Raw genomic sequence first — 16,872 nt, forward strand, 5'->3', positions numbered from 1 at the left:
TTTATTCTCCAATTGATTGTGCCTGCGCAACCGGAGACTCTTGCCCCCTCATCACTATAGACCAATACCACAACACCACCAGAAACCCAAATGAGTTGAATAACACCGGATTACTCATAGACATAATCACATACAAAAACATTATCAATCTACTCGAAGCAGAAACTGAGTCGAGAGGTATATTTCGAATAGGAAAGAATAGAGCGACCAATAATATAGCAGTTAGCGGCAGGCCAAAAAATCGAATGGAATCCATCCATGTGATTTCGGTCTGAGAAACAACAACCCCATATCCTTCAGTAAAGAAATAGGCCCCGAGCCCTTTGCCAAATATCAACATATCCCAGTCGATCACATTAAAAAATGAAACCAAGTGACCAATTTTAATACTGTTTGACTGCTCGCCCGAGCTAAACATACTAGTTTCGCTGGCAAGATAAACTACGGTAAACGCCAAAACAGGAACCGTGAAAATCATCATCAACAGTCGCATCGACCAACTTTTGTGGGAAAAGTACAGAACTGACAATGACGCGAGTGCCATTACCATAAGGGCACGAGATGCAGAGCAGACAATAGCAGTCAATATAACAACCACAAAAAATAACGCGCTAATTTTTCTGAGCTTTAAAAAATCAATGAAAAACAGAGAAAGCGGCACTAATAAAAAAGGGGAAGATCGATGGTGAAGCATAAACATCTGCAAACCACCAAAATTGCGAACACCGTAAAACCCTAGTTCATTTACATTATAGTAATTTAGCAACTCGGCTCCCAAAGCCGAACCCGGAAGCAACATCAGCAAAAAAGAAAGCCCACACATCAAAAGCGCGAAAATTGCACCCGTAACTTTAACAGCCTGCGACATATCGACTTTAAAGTTATTAATAAAATATATAAGCAATAGCGCAGACGAACTAAAAACCATTTGTCTACCCAAATCAACATCAGCACCACTAAGGACCCCAAGAAAATAGCCGTAGATAAATACTGATACAACCAGCAGTGGAGCAACAGTTATTGCCGGCCTAAAAAATAGCAAGCTAATAGACACTAGAAAGAGCGGCAAAAAAACAAGCTTATTAAGAATAAATACTGGCACAAGCACAGTCGACAAACAGTAAAGCACTATAAAAAAAGTGGCAACTCTGTTATTCATTAAACCTTCATCAATATTGACCACTATTGCGCAACCTTATTTTTCACAACAAAGAGCACCAATTTCGCAATTAACTTTAATTTTTTAAGAACAGTCAAACTATTAAATAACCGCAATGCAAAACCAGCATTCAGAGTACAAAGCGACATAATGGTAGGCACGGCCACGTCTACACTCCCACTAGATTCGTCCGTTTTAAAAAAAGTTACATCACCACTCCATTTATTCGATACATCTAGAACATTCTCACAGACTTCACCTTTTAAAACGCAAGCTAAATATCGCCGCTTTACATTTTCGATACCGTTAACCGCCAATATCTCCTCAAAAATAGATTCAGAGTGCCTGTAGTCATTGATACATGTCATTACTTCATCAACGCTACTTCGTTTCAGTTTATCTGCGGGCGAATACCCTTGGATAGGCGACACCAATCCGACACAACGCCGCCCACTGAGATATTGCTCGGCGAAAGCAGTACCTCCAGGAATAGGATGACTGTCTACATAATAATCAGCTTTTGCTACAGCCTTATTGTACTCATCAAATTCGAGGTGAGAGCGAATCTCCAACCGACCACCATACTTTAGTTTAAGTGACCACCACCAAAATGACGTTTTTAAATTACTTCCTATGACCAAGAACTTTGACGAACGATAAACCTCAAGAATACTGGAAACGAGCTCGAATATACCAACACCTTTGTTTGGCTTGTATTTCACATCCGAGCCAGCGGAAATAAAAAGCAATTGCTGATCTTTATTTGGCTTAAAATTTAAATCACCCGGTGCCTCACTGACTTTCACCGGAATCCCCAGAAATGATTTCTTGCCAAGAATCGTTTTCTTTAAGTCCAACCGTCTACCATAACTACTTAGTTCAAAATAGTAATCAGCCACCGAGGTACCATATGAAAAAACATGATCTGCGTGGTTGACGAAAAACACCTCTTTATCATAAAGACGTTTAACAACACCGCAAGCGACAACTGTAAAAATATCGTCAGGATGTATATGTAATATAATCTTCTTATATGAGTAAAAAAACTCCACGAGCTCAATCACGATATCGAGTGGACGAACAGATGAAACCTTCGATGTTTTTGAGAAAAAGTTCCTAACGCGTTGCTCTGCGCGCATTGACGCACCACGAGAAATGATGAGATCTACAGAGTCGTCATGCATCCCAGCAAGCTTTTCCATAAGACGAGTGTGGCCGCCTGTCAACAATGGCTCGCTGATTACATGTACGACTGGCGCGCTATAATCGCAGGTATCAATTACGTAATTTTGGAAAAGCTTTACACAACGCTCAATCAAATTATCTTCAATAGTTGGAGCGTCATAAATGCCAATATCAGCAAACCACAACAAACTTCCATACTGACGAGCAGTGTCCAACGCCTGATTTATGTCAGCTTCCGATAGGATCTTGGATTCGAGATCAGCGATCAATTTCTTCACGTTGCTTTTTCCGACTCTGAAGCAGAGTAATTTTCCAGCTTTCGATAAACAAAGACATACATAATCAAGCTGTATAAAGCATAATTAAACGCATAAGCCCACGTCACCGCTGCCATACCCCACAAATCCGTGAAGACAACTGACAAAATATAAAAAGAGACACACGATAATATTTCAGTAATTATAAATAGTTTCACCATGGCTTTACTAAGCATCACGTACGCCATAATCCAACTACATATTTTCAAACTATCCCCAACAACTTGACCTGAAAAAAAATCACGCATAGGGTAAAACTCTGAGGTAAACAAGATAGAAACGATTGTATCCCTCAAAAGATACATGAGCAAACCTGCTACAACAGCGACAGGCAGTATCAGACGATAACCGTCCAGAACTTCTTTTTTTATCTCACCTCCAGTTTTCATTTCTGAAAGACGAGGCAAATAATAGACGCTCAATGTAGTCGTAACAAGTAGAAGATAGGCTGTGCTTAAACGCCACATCGCTTCCCAATAGCCAGCCACCTCCCACCCCAAAGTACTACCAAGGTGATTTCTTACTAACATTTGCCCAAGGGGAACGCAGGCTGCCGAAACTACCGCCATTAAAAAATAACCGGATAAGTTGTGAAGCGTTTCTTTATCGAGACACCCGAACAGCGAACTGATCTTAAACCATTTAGTCCTGACACATAGAAGCAGAGTAACTACAAAACTAACTGACTGATAGATTACCAGCGCAATGAGCGCACCAAACAAACCATACTGGATTGCCAAGTAAAATGTAACACCCAACGACAAAAGACTCCCGGCAATATTGGCAGTCACATAAAGTAAAATTTCCTTTCTACCGTTCAATATAGCCAACAGCAAGGAATTTAAAGAAAAGAAAACCACCCCACCAGAAAACCAGAGAAATACGCTCCCGAGATTTTCGTCTTTTAGAAATACCGATGCAAGTTGACGATGCAACAGCGCAACCAAAACACCAACAAAAACACTACCCACAATCGTGACGGTGCCTGCCGTTCTCCACAATTTCAACTGTCGATCAGGCCTGTCATGATATTGCGCTGTGTATTTTACGACGCCGTTGCTGATCGCACCGCCTGTAAAAGTCGTGATCATCTGCAGTGCATTCTGGAACTGCCCGATTGCCGCGTAGCCAGCAGGCCCAACATACACAGCAAGAACCTTGTTAAGTCCCAGCAAAGTCAGCATCTTGATAACTACAGCAACGCCATTTAGTAGACTGGTTCTAACAAGATTCATGTCATATCTGACTGAAAACTATTGCAAGCAGCCACCACCGCACGTGCTTCTTCCAAAAGCAAGCCAGGCCCCATCGGCAAACTCAATATTTCGCGATGGATTTTTTCCGATACCGGCAATGAATATCTCGCAAGCTCCGAATAAGCCTGTTGCTGGTGAGGGGGTATGGGGTAATGAATGAGTGTTTGTATATTGTTCGCAAGCAGATGGTTCTGCAGCGCGTCCCTATCTTGACAAAGTACGGTATAAACGTGCCAGACATGACTTGAATTTTCTAAAGGATTGAACTGCGAAACAACAGGTAAAGTGATTGCAGGGTGTTGGATATTATTTGTGTACAGGTCTGCAATCTTTCGCCTATGGATAGTTTGCTCGTCGAGGTACTTCAGCTTGACCGACAACATAGCTGCCTGAATTTCATCCAGCCGACTATTCATTCCACGATAAAGATTTTTGTACTTCTCGTGCGAGCCATAGTTACGCAACGCCCGAAGTGTGGATGCTAGCATATCGTCATTAGTGGTTACCGCTCCAGCATCGCCAAGAGCACCAAGGTTCTTGCCTGGATAGAAGCTAAAACCGGAAGCGTGGCCCCAGCCACCTGCTTTTCTCCCATTAACGTTCGCTCCGTGGGATTGGGCGGAATCTTCCAGAACGAGCAAACCAGAGCGTTCAGCTAGAGCCATGATTGCTGGCATGTCCGCAAGGCGCCCATACAAATGTACAGGTAGAATAGCTTTGGTTTTAGCAGTAATGGCTGCTTCGGCACTGATCGGGCAAATATTAAACGTTGCAGGATCAGGCTCAACCAGAACAGGTACCAACCCATTCTCCGATATGGCAAGGATGCTTGCGATATATGTATTGGAGGGAACCAGAATTTCGTCGCCCTCGCGCAAATAACCAAGTTCCTTCCAGGCTCGGATTACCAGTACCAAGGCGTCCAGTCCATTGGCAACACCAATACAATGCTTAGTTCCGCAGTATTCAGCATAGCTGCTTTCAAACTGTTGAAGCTCGCTTCCCCCGATATACCAACCAGAATCAATAACGCGCGTGCACGCCTCAATCAACTCATCGCGGCACGCCTGGTTGATGGATTTCAAATCAAGGAAACTTATCATTAGCTCAGATACCTAATAACTTTAGCTGGGTTACCCACAACAACCGCCCGGTCTGGGACATCGGAAACGACGACCGCCCCAGCGCCTACCATTGCCTTTTCGCCGATGGTCACACCGGGCAATATTGTCGCATTCGCACCAATGCTCGCGCCCTGTTTGATAGTGATGCCGGAGAATGATTCCGGATAAACCTTGGAGCGCGGCATGACGTCATTGGTGAATGTTGCGTTTGGACCGATAAAAACGTTATCGGCGACGACAGTTCCTTCCCAAAGGAAGACTCCCGACTTGATCGTCACGTTGTTGCCTACCGTAACGCCATTTTCGACAAGCGTATGTGCACAGATGTTGCAATTTTCACCAATAACGGCGCCATCAAAAACTACCGCAAATTGCCACACTCGAGTATTTTTTCCAATGCGGGTGCTTTTGACATCGGCGAGTGCATGGATTTTAGGCATGCTTCGTCAGCTCCAAGAAGGCGTCATAGTTTCTGATGTAATCCTGTTCGTCATAAAAGTCACTGGCCAGGACCAGCAGCACGCAGTCCGCGCTAAACTCGTGCATTTCGTGCCAAATCATCTTATCGATGACAATGGCTTTATCAGGCGCGTCCAACCAGACTTCCGCTGTCGTCAGGCCGTCATCCATTTTCATCAGGCAACGCCCGGAAACACAGACCGCGACCTGAACAAGCTCTTTGTGTGCATGAAAACCGCGTGGTACGCCTGCCTGGGTATCGGTCAGGTAGTACACCCGCTTGATGGAAAATGGAACTCCCCTATTGTTTTCAAGCGCAATTAGATGACCGCGTTCGTCACCCAACGTTTTGATGTCGAGGAATTTTATCAAACTCATTACCGCGTCACCGGTAAACTATCGATCATCGGTGCTTTATCATCTTTTTCACTGATGATGTAGTCGTCAGAACCCGGCCATTGGATATTCAATTTAGAATCGTTCCAATGAAGCGCGCCTTCAGACGCTTTATCGTAATAGTCAGTAGTCTTGTACAGGAAGTGCGTATCGTCTTCGAGCGCAACGAATCCATGAGCAAAGCCTTCCGGAATCCACAGCATGCGGTTATTGTTGTCGTTCAGTTCAACGCCGACCCATTGTAGATAGGTCGCAGAATCCGGTCGAATATCCACAGCTACATCGAACGCAGAGCCTCGAACGACCCGAACCAATTTACCTTGTGCATGAGGAGCCCGCTGAAAGTGCAGACCTCGAAGCACGCCCTTTGCCGAGCAGGAGTGATTATCCTGAACAAAAGCACGCGGCACGGCCAAACCTAGAGTCTTCAGCGCGGCATGAAACTTTTCTTCATTGAAACTTTCCATGAACCAACCACGTTCATCGCCATACACAGCAGGCTCAATGATTACTACGTCCGGAATCGAGGTTTGCATCAGCTTCATGCGCCAGAAGCCTCCGTAAGGATTTTTTGCAGGTATTGCCCATAACCGGTTTTTTTGAGTTTTTCAGCTTGCTCACCAAGCTTCTCTGGAGTGATCCAACCGCTATGAAAAGCGATTTCTTCCAGGCAGGCCACTTTAAGGCCCTGACGGTGCTCAATGGTATGAACGAAGTGGCTTGCTTCCAGCAGCGACTCGTGTGTGCCCGTGTCCAGCCAGGCAAAGCCTCGACCGAGCATTTCAACGGTCAATGACTTGTCGTCGAGGTAAGCTTTGTTTACATCGGTAATTTCAAGCTCGCCACGAGACGAGGGCTTGATGTTTTTCGCGATTTCAACAACGCGGTTGTCGTAGAAATACAAACCGGTTACAGCATAGTTGGACTTCGGACGCGCCGGCTTTTCCTCGATACTGAGTGCCCGACCACTGCTATCAAACTCGACAACGCCAAAGCGCTCAGGATCAGAAACGTGATAACCGAATACGGTTGCGCCGGTAGTCTGAGACATTGCAGAACGCAGGTTGTCGGAGAAATGCTGACCGTAAAAAATATTGTCGCCCAGGATCAGGCAGCATGGGTCTTCACCGATGAACTCTTCGCCGATGATAAACGCCTGTGCCAGGCCATCAGGGCTTGGCTGTTCGGCGTAAGTCAATTCGATGCCGTACTGACTCCCGTCGCCGAGCAGCTTTTTGAAGCAAGGCAAATCTTCCGGGGTAGAGATAATCAGGATTTCCCGCATTCCGGCAAGCATCAGCACGGACAGCGGGTAGAAGATCATCGGCTTGTCGAAAATTGGAAGCATCTGTTTCGACACGCCCAACGTCAAGGGGTGCAGGCGCGTACCGGAACCGCCTGCCAGAATGATGCCTTTGCGTTTGATGACCGTCATTTCTCTAACACTTCCTTTAACATCCGGGTCACACCACTGCGCCAATCTGGCAAGTGGATGGAAAAAGTCTTGCGCAGTTTCTCGGTATTAAGCCGGGAATTCAATGGCCGACGTGCAGGGGTTGGAAATTGCGCCGTTGAAATCGGATTGACAGCCTGCGCTTGTAAAGGCATGCCGCTCGCCTTGCCGTAGTCGATGACCAGACTTGCGTACTCATGCCACGTAGTAAACCCGGCGGCCGCCAAGTGATAAATACCTGCAACCGCAGGTTCAGCCAGCGCCTTTCTAAGGGTTACCGCGGTAACGTCTGCTATCAAATCAGCGCCGGTTGGCGCTCCGATCTGGTCCGCAATGACGTTGAGCTCTGGGCGATCCGTGGCGAGCCGCAGCATCGTTTTAGCGAAGTTGCTACCCCGCGCGCCATACACCCAACAGGTACGGAAAATAAGGTAACGGCAGCCTGATTGGACGATGGCCTGCTCTCCCATCCACTTGGTCATGCCATAGTAGTTGACAGGAGATACAGCGTCGTCTTCCTGCCAGGCCGCAGTGCCGTTTCCATCGAATACGTAATCCGTGGAAAAGTGCACAAACCAGCAGCCCAGTTTTTGTGCCTCTTCGGCGATGACCTGGACCGCAGTTGTATTAATTTGCAAGGCCACGTCTTTATCGGACTCAGCCTTATCCACAGCAGTATAGGCGGCCGCATTGACGATGATGTCGGGAGCCACGCGCTGAATGGTGGTCCGCAAACCCTGAAGGTCAGCAAGATCACCGCACAGACCATTGTCGACGTGGCGATCGAGAGCCACGACATCGCCTAACGTTGCGAGGGAGCGTTGAAGCTCCCAGCCAACCTGTCCATTTTTACCCAGAAGCAAGACTTTCATGTCAGGCTTGTCGTTCAGCATAGTTTTGATCGATCCATTGCTGGTAACTGCCGCTCTTGACGTGATCGACCCAAGGCTGATTGTTCAGGTACCACTCGACAGTCTTGCGAATCCCCGATTCAAACGTTTCTTCGGGAGTCCAGCCCAGCTCGCGCTGAATCTTGCCGGCATCAATGGCGTAACGCTGGTCGTGCCCTGGGCGATCCTGCACGTAAGTGATGAGCTTGGCGTGCGGGCGATGTGGGGATTCTGGACACAACTCATCCAGCAGCGCGCATACGGTATGGACCACTTCGAGGTTTTTCTTCTCGTTATGGCCACCGATGTTGTAGGTTTCGCCGACTTCGCCTTCGGTCACTACTTTATAAAGCGCACGGGCGTGGTCTTCTACGTACAACCAGTCACGAACCTGATCACCTTTGCCATAGATAGGCAAAGGCTTGCCTTCTAGCGCATTCAAGATAACCAATGGGATCAGCTTTTCTGGGAAATGGCATGGCCCGTAGTTGTTTGAGCAATTGGTCACGATCGCCGGGAGACCGTAAGTTCTGCTCCAGGCTCTGACGAGGTGGTCCGAGCTTGCCTTGCTCGCGGAATAAGGAGAGCTTGGCTGGTAAGGAGTCTGCTCGGTGAAAAGGTCTTCAGGACCTTCAAGATCACCATAGACTTCGTCGGTGGAAATGTGATGGAAACGAAAGTTCTCTTGTGCTGGTGCGTCCAGGCTCTTCCAGTACTGCCGTACCGCTTCCAGCAACGTATAGGTGCCGACGATATTAGTCTGAATGAAATCCGAAGGACCGCTGATGGAGCGGTCAACATGGGACTCTGCGGCAAGGTGCATAACCGCATCAGGCCGATGCTCATCAAACACACGCTGCAACTGGGCAGCGTCGCAAATGTCGACACGCTCAAAGGCATATCGGTCATTTTTGGCGCTTTCACCCAGTGACTCCAGATTACCGGCGTAGGTCAACTTATCCAGATTGACCACCGAATCCTTGGTGTTGGCGATGATATGCCGGACAACTGCCGAGCCAATGAATCCAGCGCCACCGGTCACTAATATTTTCAACTTTATCTCCTTAAACTGAAATAGCGCGTCACTTACGCTATCCGTCATTGATGCTTACCGTGACACGGTTTTCGCCTGTCGGACGGTGTCGTCTTGATTTCGCCATGTAGGGTCAGCGTAGTTCCAGACTCGCCGTTCAAAGCATGAACCAACCTCGGGCTTGCGGTCGAACTGCCTGAACCCATTACTAACCGCATTTTACACTCGTTGCGTACCTGAAGCGGCTCAGAGCCTTCACGGACGCGCATTTCCGACAAGCAACCCAATCGACCTTGCCAACGCCGGCTCGGAAGCGATGCAAAGCATCGCACCCCCGGACGCTGAGACCTTCAGATCTTACAAGTTGCCATTTGCGCCAAGCGTAGCCGATGATTCGGCATTCTTACGCTTGGAGACAAAATGCTGTAATAGTGCAATCGCGCAGCCCAGCAGCCCACCAATGATTAGCCCCAGAAACACAATCAGGACTTTCTTCGGCTTAATCGGCGAAACAGGCAGATCCAGGACGCCATCGTGGCGGTACACCGCGATATCAAATTTTTCCGCCTCGACTTGCTTGTAGAAGTCAGCTCGCTTCTGGAGTTTGCGCAAACCAGGAGTGAACGGGTCGTCGGAACCTCGATTTTCAAGGTTTTTCAGCTCCGCCTCCAACGCCTTGCTGCCACGCAGGTAACTGTTGCCTTCTAGCATGCCTCCAGCCAACTTATCGGAGCCGCTGCCGGAAAACACAACTGTATTCTCCAAGCCACTGGATTTGGCGATAGCCAAGGCTTCACGAATTTTGCTAATGGTGTCTTGACGTACGTTATGGCTAGACTCTCGAAGAGTATTTATCTCCAGCTGCAAGCTACGCTTTATTACCGCAGCCTCTTTTTTCGCATTCTGAGTCAATTCGCGCGATGTACTTTCTCCGACCTGACTTACGTACAAATCAACCCATTGCACTGCACGCTCAGGATTAGAATCCTGCAGGGAAACCGACCAGCGCCCGTCCTCTTCTTTACCAACTGGCGCAACCTTGAGATCTTTCGAAAACGAATCATACAAAGCTCCGTTTGGCGATTGAGGAGCTCGAGCCCCCAAAGCTGGCAAATAGATAGACTCAAAAAAAGCTCGCCGCTGCGATTCGGATTGAAGATTACGCAAAAACGCCTTATAAACCTGATCGACTGAAATAGGCTTCAAATCCGATTCATTACTGCGACCAAAGTTGAGATTGGCGATATCATTCACGGTCGGCGGCAATATAAAGTACTTCGACTCATATATAGGAGTTGATAAGAATGCGTACACGGCAGCGGCAAGCCCCATCGTCAGGGTCATACCCACGACAAGCCACTTTCGCTTCCAAACTGCCCCGACGACTTCAAAAAGATCTATTTCAGATGAAGAGTTAATTGTGTTATTACTGTTTTGCATAGGTTATTTTAGCCCTTCACTTATTCTATTCTGCAAGTCTGGTACAAAATCCATCCACCTACCTGATAGCCTTTCGGACCCATTCCAGCGTCCGCTTATCGACTAACCACCCAAAAAGAGAATGAAAAAAGGGGGGCAATGCTATCAGAGCCCTACGGCCGGGGCGAAATAATAACACGGACACAGACCGCTTTCCCGATGAGAAGCGACCTCCCTGGTGATCCAAGGAGGTTTACAGGCGCCGCCCACCCCTGAGACCGATGAGCCACGCCAGAAGCGGCCCCACCACCATCCCTAAAAGCAGCGCTGAAATAATGTAGCCTGCAATCGGCATTTGCGCAGAAGACCAACCCAGGAAAAGAAGTGAAGTCGGTTGGCGATTTTCCAGGATAAATACGATCACCAAAAAAATCAGCAGCAAAATCAATAAAGCCAGCGCAATCCGCTTGAGCCTTTGCACATCACACCTCCCTTACGAATCCTAAAATCAAACCCCCTCCTCCTCATCCTCATTCACCCGATCCCGCAATTCTTTGCCCGGCTTGAAATGCGGAACAAACTTGCCATCCAGGCTCACCGACTGCCCGGTCTTCGGATTACGCCCTACCCGTGGCGCGCGGTAATGCAATGAGAAGCTGCCAAACCCACGGATCTCGATGCGATCACCGGTGGCCAGGCATTGGGACATTTGCTCGAGCATGGTCTTGATGGCCAGCTCCACATCCTTGGATGAGAGCAGCCCTTGATGGGTGACAATTCGTTCGATCAACTCCGACTTCGTCATATTTTTCCCTTCTTTTTCAAGCAGCTAGATCAGCGCTTCAAAGGTTTTAGCACGCCCGGATAGATTTGAACAGCCCGAGTTTTCACATATCTTTACCAGCTGTAAACAGCCCTGTTGCGGAACAAGAGGACGCTGATCGCTCCCTTATTGGCTCATCTGCAGATAACCAGCATGGTGCGGGTCAGGTAGCCGGCAGGATTGAAGCCGAAAGGATATTCATCCTCTTCCTTGGCATCATCGGACCGGGTCACGACCTTGTAGCCAGCGCCCTTGCATTCCTTGTCTGCTCGTTTGCGGCACTTCTCCCAGCCTGAACCCAGCCCGGAGCAATCGACCTCGATGCCACTGACCCCGCGTTTTGCGTGAGTCTTGGCGTTAGTGGTACAACCTGCCAATGCCAGTACTGCCACTGCGACAATGAGCTTGTTCATTCACTTCCTTATGCCGGACGGTTCGCCCGACTGTCGTTTGCTTCAGGCTTTAGATTAGCTGCAATTAAACGATTGATCCTGTTAAAGAAAGAGACAGCTTGAGGGGGCTACGGTTCATCGCTTGCAGGTGATCGGCCTGGAGGATCTGTCATCCACACCCTCGAGCGGTGCGCTCACCAAATCGCACGCACAAAAAAGGGCGACCGAAGTCGCCCTTTTTCTATGGTCTGACAGAACTTAGTTCTGTTTTTCCATTTGTGCACGCAACAGGTCGCCCAGAGTGGTAGGACCAGCAGCGATGCTATCCGAAGGCTTGTCTTTCAAGCTTTGGATTGCTTCTTTCTCTTCAGCATCGTCTTTCGACTTGATGGAGAGCTGGATTACACGGCTCTTGCGGTCAACGCTGATGATCTTGGCTTCTACTTCCTGGCCTTCTTTCAGAACGTTGCGCGCGTCTTCAACGCGGTCACGGCTGATTTCGGAGGCTTTCAGAGTCGCTTCGATATCGTCGGCCAGAGTGATGATGGCGCCTTTGGCGTCAACTTCTTTCACGATGCCTTTAACGATTGCGCCTTTGTCGTTCTCTTGAACGTACTCGGAGAACGGATCGCTTTCCAGTTGCTTGATACCCAGGGAGATGCGCTCGCGCTCTGGGTCAACCGACAGGATAACGGTGTCCAGCTCGTCGCCCTTCTTGAAGCGGCGAACGGCTTCTTCGCCCACTTCGTTCCAGGAGATGTCGGACAGGTGAACCAGACCGTCGATGCCGCCGTCCAGACCAATGAAGATACCGAAATCGGTGATCGACTTGATGGTGCCGGAGATTTTATCGCCCTTGTTGAACTGGCCAGAGAAATCTTCCCATGGGTTAGATTTGCACTGCTTGATGCCGAGGGAGATACGACGACGCTCTTCGTCGATGTCCAGAACCATGACTTCCACTTCGTCGCCGACTTGTACGACTTTCGAAGGGTGGATGTTCTTGTTGGTCCAGTCCATTTCGGAAACGTGTACCAGGCCTTCAACGCCTTCTTCCAGCTCAGCGAAGCAGCCGTAGTCGGTCAGGTTGGTTACACGCGCGGTAACGCGAGTGCTTTCTGGGTAACGGGCTTTGATAGCAACCCATGGATCTTCGCCCAGTTGCTTGAGGCCCAGGGAAACACGATTGCGCTCGCGATCGTACTTCAGAACCTTGACATCGATCTCGTCGCCAACGTTGACGATTTCGGAAGGATGCTTGATACGCTTCCAAGCCATGTCGGTAATGTGCAGCAGGCCATCGACGCCACCCAGATCGACGAATGCGCCGTAATCGGTGAGGTTCTTGACGATACCTTTGACTTGTTGGCCTTCCTGCAGGGATTCCAGCAGAGCTTCGCGCTCGGCGGAGTTCTCGGCTTCCAGGACGCTACGACGGGAAACGACAACGTTGTTGCGCTTCTGGTCCAGCTTGATGACCTTGAATTCCAGCTCTTTGCCTTCCAGGTGCGTGGTGTCGCGCACAGGACGGACGTCAACCAGAGAACCTGGCAGGAACGCACGGATGCCGTTAACGTCGACTGTGAAGCCGCCTTTAACCTTACCGTTGATAACGCCCTTGACCACTTCTTCGGCTGCGAAGGCTGCTTCCAGAACAATCCAGCATTCAGCGCGCTTGGCTTTTTCACGGGACAGCTTGGTCTCGCCAAAGCCGTCTTCAACCGAGTCCAGAGCAACGTGAACTTCGTCACCGACGTTGATAGTCAGTTCGCCAGCATCGTTGTAGAACTGCTCAAGCGGGATGAGTGCTTCAGACTTCAGGCCAGCGTGAACGGTTACCCAGCGAGCTTGGTAATCGATATCAACGATAACACCGGTGATGATGGAGCCTGCCTGAAGGTTCAGGGTTTTTAGGCTTTCTTCAAAGAGTTCCGCAAAGCTTTCGCTCATTTTAATTCCTGTTGAATAAGGGCGAAGGATACGCCCAGCTCCACATCCCAGACGACGTGGGTTACGTTCATTTAAAGAAGCGACACAGGACTATGACTGGTCCCCTGGGTCGTTTCTTGGTCACCCGGCGATATCGCGGATTGCGATCTCGCTCATGATGCGTTCAAGCACCTGTTCGATGGACAACTCCGTGGAATCCAGCTGTATCGCGTCGGCCGCCGGCTTGAGCGGGGCCACTGCGCGCTGGGTGTCACGCTCATCGCGTGCACGGATCTCATCTAGCAGACTCGACAGACTAACACCATCGACTTTGTCCTTCAACTGCAAGTATCGACGGCGCGCACGCTCCTCGGCACTGGCAGTGAGGAATATCTTCAGCGGAGCGTCCGGAAACACCACCGTGCCCATGTCGCGACCGTCGGCCACCAGGCCCGGAGCTTCCTGGAACGCACGCTGGCGCTGTAGCAGCGCCTCGCGCACGGCGGGCAGCGCCGCGACCTGGGAGGCACCCGAACCGACACTTTCGGTGCGGATGACATCGCTGACTTCGTCACCTTCCAGGATGATGCGTTGCAGTTGACCGTGGGTCGCCGCGATGAACTGCACGTCCAGATGAGCGGCAAGTTTTTTCAGCAGCTCTTCATTGGTCAGGTCGACGCCGTGGTTATACGCCGCGAACGCCAGCAGTCGATACAGCGCACCGGAGTCCAGCAGGTTCCAGCCCAGACGCTTGGCCAGAATCCCGGCGACCGTGCCTTTGCCAGAGCCGCTTGGCCCATCAATGGTGATGACCGGTGCGATGATTTTCACGACTGAGCCTCTTGTGCTACACGGATACCGACCTGCGCGCACAAGGCGAGGAAGTTCGGGAACGACGTCGCGACGTTGGCACAGTCATGGATGCGGATCGGCGCCGTGGCGCGCAGCGAGGCCACGCTGAAGGCCATGGCGATGCGGTGATCGCCGTGACCGTGCACTTCGCCGCCGCCGATCTGGCCGCCGTCGATGATGATGCCGTCCGGGGTCGGTTCGCACTTGACGCCCAGCGCCAGCAGGCCATCGGCCATGACCTGGATCCGGTCCGATTCCTTGACTCGCAGCTCTTCGGCGCCACGCAGGACGGTGCGCCCTTCGGCACAGGCCGCGGCCACGAACAGTACCGGAAACTCGTCGATGGCCAGCGGAACCAGCGCCTCGGGAATCTCTATACCTTTGAGTTTAGCTGCACGTACGCGCAGGTCCGCTACCGGCTCGCCGCCGACTTCACGCTGGTTTTCCAGGGTGATATCCGCGCCCATCAGGCGCAGGATGTCGATCACGCCGGTACGGGTCGGGTTGATGCCGACGTGCTCGAGCACCAGCTCCGAACCTTCGGCGATCGAAGCAGCCACCAGGAAGAACGCGGAAGAGGAGATATCGCCCGGGACTTCAATGTGGGTGGCAGTCAGCTTGTGGCCGGACTCGACCGACGCGGTGGCACCGTTGACGCTGACCGGGTAGCCGAAGCCACGCAGCATGCGCTCGGTGTGGTCGCGGGTCGGTGCAGGCTCGGTGACGGTGGTCTTGCCTTCGGCGTACAGCCCGGCCAGCAACAGGCAGGATTTCACCTGGGCGCTGGCCATTGGCATGGTGTAGGTCAGGCCCTTGAGCTTGTTGCCGCCCCGAATGATCATCGGCGGACGACCTTCGGCGGCGGTTTCGATCACGGCGCCCATTTCACGCAGTGGATTGGCCACGCGATTCATCGGGCGCTTGGACAGCGAAGCGTCACCGGTCAGGGTGCTGTCGAAGTCCTGCGCAGCCAACAGGCCGGACAGCAGGCGCATCGAGGTACCCGAGTTGCCCAGGTAGATCGGGCCCGGCGCAGGCTTCAGGCCATGCAGGCCGACGCCGTGAATGGTCACGCGACCGTGGTGCGGACCTTCGATCACCACGCCCATGTCGCGGAAGGCCTGCAAGGTCGCCAGGGCGTCTTCGCCCTCGAGGAAGCCTTCGACTTCGGTGACGCCTTCGGCCAGGGAGCCGAGCATGATCGAACGGTGGGAAATCGATTTATCGCCCGGTACACGAATCCGCCCAGTCAGGCGGCCACCAGGTTGTGCCAGGAAAATCAGGTCGTTGGAGTTCATAGCGTCCACATAAGCCCGGCGGGCCAGGATTTTACTGAAATGTTCGCGGGCAACCCGGGCGCGCGTGAACACGCCCAACAATTGGTGCCCATCCCCTGCATCGACCGCGTCGCGCAAGGCGTCGAGGTCGCTGCGAAATGTATCGAGTGTGCGCAGGACAGCTTCGCGGTTGGCGAGGAAGATGTCGTGCCACATGACCGGGTCGCTCCCCGCGATTCTTGTGAAATCGCGGAAACCGCCGGCAGCGTAACGGAAGATCTCTAGGTTTTCATTGCGCTTGGCCAATGAATCGACCAGGCCGAACGCCAACAAGTGCGGCAAATGGCTGGTCGCCGCCAACACTTCGTCGTGACGCTCGACCTGCATGTGCTCGACATCGGCGCCCAGTTCGCGCCACAGGCGGTCGACCACGGCCAAGGCTGCCGGATCGGTTTGATCCAGCGGGGTCAGTATCACTTTATGGCGGCGGAACAGGTCGGCGTTGGAGGCTTCCACCCCGCTCTGCTCGGAACCGGCAATCGGATGCCCCGGCACGAAACGCGAAGGCATGCCGCCGAACGCTGCGGTTGCCGCACGCACGACGTTGCCCTTGGCGCTGCCAACGTCGGTCAGAATCGCTTGCCCCAGGTTCATGCCGGCCAGGCGGCCGAGCATTTTTTCCATGGCGAGGATCGGCACGGCCAGTTGAATCACGTCGGCGCCCTGGCAAGCGGCGGCCAGGTCTTCTTCGCAACGGTCCACCACGCCCAATTCGACTGCGAGCTTGCGCGACTGCGGGTCGAGATCGACCCCGACCACTTCGCGGCACAGGCCGCTTGCACGCAAGCCCTTGGCAAACGAGCCGCCGATCAAGCCCAGACCGACCACCACCAGGCGCCCGATCACAG

At 51.4% G+C, this 16,872-nt stretch carries 17 protein-coding genes; all 17 read right to left on the reverse strand.

All coding sequences use genetic code 11. The features are described from left to right. Position 1: 1 nt before the first annotated feature. Positions 2-1,183 carry a hypothetical protein gene (locus tag PMA3_RS20875; RefSeq protein ID WP_152032276.1) on the reverse strand — a complete coding sequence of 394 codons (1,182 nt, stop codon included), beginning with the start codon at positions 1,181-1,183 and terminating at the stop codon, positions 2-4. Next, entirely contained in the window at positions 1,183-2,622 is a 1,440-nt protein-coding gene (locus PMA3_RS20880; RefSeq protein ID WP_064678967.1) for a hypothetical protein, read from the reverse strand. The genes PMA3_RS20875 and PMA3_RS20880 overlap by 1 nt, the downstream gene beginning before the upstream one ends. Next, on the reverse strand, positions 2,619-3,896 hold the full coding sequence (locus tag PMA3_RS20885) for an O-antigen translocase (RefSeq protein WP_064678968.1): 1,278 nt from the start codon (positions 3,894-3,896) through the stop codon (positions 2,619-2,621). Before PMA3_RS20885 ends, PMA3_RS20880 begins: the two co-directional genes overlap by 4 nt. Then, complete coding sequence (locus PMA3_RS20890) at positions 3,893-5,020, reverse strand: DegT/DnrJ/EryC1/StrS family aminotransferase (protein ID WP_064678969.1); 1,128 nt, start codon at positions 5,018-5,020, stop codon at positions 3,893-3,895. Before PMA3_RS20890 ends, PMA3_RS20885 begins: the two co-directional genes overlap by 4 nt. After that, positions 5,020-5,481, reverse strand: coding sequence for an acyltransferase (locus PMA3_RS20895; protein ID WP_064678970.1), 462 nt, complete (start codon positions 5,479-5,481; stop codon positions 5,020-5,022). Before PMA3_RS20895 ends, PMA3_RS20890 begins: the two co-directional genes overlap by 1 nt. After that, the gene (locus PMA3_RS20900; protein WP_064678971.1) at positions 5,474-5,878 is read right to left on the reverse strand and encodes a sugar 3,4-ketoisomerase; all 405 of its coding nucleotides are present in this window, start codon (positions 5,876-5,878) and stop codon (positions 5,474-5,476) included. Before PMA3_RS20900 ends, PMA3_RS20895 begins: the two co-directional genes overlap by 8 nt. After that, the gene (gene rfbC, locus PMA3_RS20905) at positions 5,878-6,441 is read right to left on the reverse strand and encodes a dTDP-4-dehydrorhamnose 3,5-epimerase (protein WP_064678972.1); all 564 of its coding nucleotides are present in this window, start codon (positions 6,439-6,441) and stop codon (positions 5,878-5,880) included. Before rfbC ends, PMA3_RS20900 begins: the two co-directional genes overlap by 1 nt. Beyond that, positions 6,438-7,331, reverse strand: coding sequence for a glucose-1-phosphate thymidylyltransferase RfbA (gene rfbA / locus PMA3_RS20910; protein WP_064678973.1), 894 nt, complete (start codon positions 7,329-7,331; stop codon positions 6,438-6,440). Before rfbA ends, rfbC begins: the two co-directional genes overlap by 4 nt. Continuing rightward, complete coding sequence (gene rfbD / locus PMA3_RS20915; RefSeq protein ID WP_064680769.1) at positions 7,328-8,221, reverse strand: dTDP-4-dehydrorhamnose reductase; 894 nt, start codon at positions 8,219-8,221, stop codon at positions 7,328-7,330. The genes rfbA and rfbD overlap by 4 nt, the downstream gene beginning before the upstream one ends. A 1-nt stretch (position 8,222) precedes the next feature. Then, entirely contained in the window at positions 8,223-9,293 is a 1,071-nt protein-coding gene (gene rfbB / locus PMA3_RS20920) for a dTDP-glucose 4,6-dehydratase (RefSeq protein WP_193408115.1), read from the reverse strand. 336 nt (positions 9,294-9,629) lie between these two features. Next, the gene (locus tag PMA3_RS20925) at positions 9,630-10,712 is read right to left on the reverse strand and encodes an LPS O-antigen chain length determinant protein WzzB (protein WP_064678975.1); all 1,083 of its coding nucleotides are present in this window, start codon (positions 10,710-10,712) and stop codon (positions 9,630-9,632) included. 232 nt (positions 10,713-10,944) lie between these two features. Next, positions 10,945-11,172 carry a lipopolysaccharide assembly protein LapA domain-containing protein gene (locus tag PMA3_RS20930; RefSeq protein ID WP_064678976.1) on the reverse strand — a complete coding sequence of 76 codons (228 nt, stop codon included), beginning with the start codon at positions 11,170-11,172 and terminating at the stop codon, positions 10,945-10,947. A gap of 27 nt (positions 11,173-11,199) precedes the next feature. Beyond that, positions 11,200-11,496, reverse strand: a complete 297-nt coding sequence (ihfB, locus tag PMA3_RS20935; protein WP_003218804.1) for an integration host factor subunit beta — start codon at positions 11,494-11,496, stop codon at positions 11,200-11,202. A gap of 152 nt (positions 11,497-11,648) precedes the next feature. Continuing rightward, a complete protein-coding gene (locus PMA3_RS20940; RefSeq protein WP_064678977.1) occupies positions 11,649-11,927 on the reverse strand; it encodes a hypothetical protein in 279 nt (92 codons plus the stop codon). 237 nt (positions 11,928-12,164) lie between these two features. Further along, positions 12,165-13,856: a 30S ribosomal protein S1 gene (gene rpsA / locus PMA3_RS20945; RefSeq protein ID WP_008148721.1), complete on the reverse strand. Its 1,692-nt coding sequence runs from the start codon at positions 13,854-13,856 to the stop codon at positions 12,165-12,167. A 120-nt stretch (positions 13,857-13,976) separates the two neighbouring features. Then, positions 13,977-14,666, reverse strand: coding sequence for a (d)CMP kinase (gene cmk / locus PMA3_RS20950; protein ID WP_064678978.1), 690 nt, complete (start codon positions 14,664-14,666; stop codon positions 13,977-13,979). Further along, positions 14,663-16,870, reverse strand: coding sequence for a bifunctional prephenate dehydrogenase/3-phosphoshikimate 1-carboxyvinyltransferase (locus PMA3_RS20955; protein WP_064678979.1), 2,208 nt, complete (start codon positions 16,868-16,870; stop codon positions 14,663-14,665). Before PMA3_RS20955 ends, cmk begins: the two co-directional genes overlap by 4 nt. Between the last annotated feature and the right edge of the window lie 2 nt (positions 16,871-16,872).

The sequence above is a fragment of the Pseudomonas silesiensis genome (assembly GCF_001661075.1).
GTDB lineage: Bacteria > Pseudomonadota > Gammaproteobacteria > Pseudomonadales > Pseudomonadaceae > Aquipseudomonas > Aquipseudomonas silesiensis.

Bases quoted from the DNA above. Each gene is read 5' to 3' on its own strand.
- ihfB (WP_003218804.1), bottom strand. From the start codon at position 11,496: ATGACGAAGTCGGAGTTGATCGAACGAATTGTCACCCATCAAGGGCTG.
- PMA3_RS20925 (WP_064678975.1), bottom strand. From the start codon at position 10,712: ATGCAAAACAGTAATAACACAATTAACTCTTCATCTGAAATAGATCTT.
- PMA3_RS20890 (WP_064678969.1), bottom strand. From the start codon at position 5,020: ATGATAAGTTTCCTTGATTTGAAATCCATCAACCAGGCGTGCCGCGAT.
- rfbA (WP_064678973.1), bottom strand. From the start codon at position 7,331: ATGACGGTCATCAAACGCAAAGGCATCATTCTGGCAGGCGGTTCCGGT.
- rfbC (WP_064678972.1), bottom strand. From the start codon at position 6,441: ATGAAGCTGATGCAAACCTCGATTCCGGACGTAGTAATCATTGAGCCT.
- rfbD (WP_064680769.1), bottom strand. From the start codon at position 8,221: ATGAAAGTCTTGCTTCTGGGTAAAAATGGACAGGTTGGCTGGGAGCTT.
- PMA3_RS20885 (WP_064678968.1), bottom strand. From the start codon at position 3,896: ATGAATCTTGTTAGAACCAGTCTACTAAATGGCGTTGCTGTAGTTATC.
- rpsA (WP_008148721.1), bottom strand. From the start codon at position 13,856: ATGAGCGAAAGCTTTGCGGAACTCTTTGAAGAAAGCCTAAAAACCCTG.
- PMA3_RS20895 (WP_064678970.1), bottom strand. From the start codon at position 5,481: ATGCCTAAAATCCATGCACTCGCCGATGTCAAAAGCACCCGCATTGGA.
- PMA3_RS20940 (WP_064678977.1), bottom strand. From the start codon at position 11,927: ATGAACAAGCTCATTGTCGCAGTGGCAGTACTGGCATTGGCAGGTTGT.
- PMA3_RS20900 (WP_064678971.1), bottom strand. From the start codon at position 5,878: ATGAGTTTGATAAAATTCCTCGACATCAAAACGTTGGGTGACGAACGC.